Origin of the sequence: Actinoallomurus vinaceus, from assembly GCF_039542055.1 — a bacterium.
In the GTDB taxonomy this organism is placed as follows: domain Bacteria; phylum Actinomycetota; class Actinomycetes; order Streptosporangiales; family Streptosporangiaceae; genus Actinoallomurus; species Actinoallomurus vinaceus.
Genome location: NZ_BAABHK010000052.1, coordinates 1 through 1212, shown reverse-complemented (window position 1 = coordinate 1212; position 1212 = coordinate 1). Strand labels below are relative to the sequence as shown.

The 1212-nt window shown below is 69.0% G+C and carries 1 protein-coding gene; it reads left to right on the top strand.

The genetic code is table 11. The features are described from left to right. Positions 1-1212: hypothetical protein (locus ABEA24_RS53310; protein WP_345444753.1), on the top strand; the 1212-nt coding region annotated here is incomplete at both ends.

Below are 1212 nucleotides of genomic sequence, written 5' to 3'. Positions count from 1 at the left end.
ACGCGGTGGCGGCCAAGAACCCGTACCGGCGGCCGGAGGCTGATTTCAACCGCTCGGTAGGCGATTTCGACCAGATGCCGGAGATCGTCCAAAAGGGCTTGTTCTTCCTGGAGATGCTGGTCGGCGGGTGTCAGTGGCCGGACGGCAGCATGGGTGGCCTGGCCAAGATGCAGGCGGCGCTCACCACGTGCGCGGACGCATTCGGCCGGGGCGCCAACGAGCTGGATGGTCATGCCGGTACGGTCGTCAGCGCGAACGCCGGCGACGCGACGGACAAGTTCAAGACCTTCGCCCAAGCGCTGTCGGGCGGGGGTGAGGCCGGAGGACTGCGGTTCCTGGAAGGGTGCTTGCGGGGTCTGGCCTCATCGGTCGAGGGTCTGGAGGCGCAGAAGCGGGCGGCGCGGCTGCAGTTCGAGCTCTCGTGTGCGTTCGTAGTGATCACGATGTTGATGGGGTTCGCTTGGTCCTGGATCACCGCGGGTGCCTCGGAGGCGGCCGCGATCGGCGCGTCGGAGGCTGAGGGATTCGCGCTGAAGGCGTTTCTGCAGCGGGTGGCGTTGTGGGCGGGGCGGCATCAGATTTTGAGTGGTGCGGTGGTGGGTGCCTGGTTCGGGGCGGGGATGGACGCCGCTGGGCAGTACGCGCGGATTCATGAGGGCGTGCAGAAGGGCTGGAACTGGGGCGAGTTCGGTAAGTCGGTGGGGATGGGTGCGGTCGCCGGTGGGGTGATGGGGGCCGCCGGGCGGGCGGTCGCCCGCCAGAGCAACCCGCTGACCACCAAGCTGGCCGACTGGATGGCCGCGCCGGGGATGAAGGGCGTCGGTGCCCGTTTCGGGTTCGCCGGCACCACCGGCACGGCGGGGAACCTGGCCGGTCAGGCGATCTTCGACCCCGACCACATGAACTTCGGGCAGGCCGCGGCGTTCGGGTTCGGCATGGCCGGGCTGGGAGGTGCCAAGGAACTCGGCCAGCATGTGGCGGGCCGGTTCGGGAACGGCTCGGACAGCGGCGGCCCGGTGCCCGTGCCTCCGGTCTCCGACAGCGGCATCCCCAACGACCGCCCCACCTACCCCCACAAATCCGACACCGGCGTCGGCTACGACATCAAAGGCCAAGCCCACGACAACCCCAACCCCACCAACACCGGCGGACCCGTCTACAACATCACCACCCTCCCCGAACACCCCAACGCTCAACAACCCGGCGGCGGCA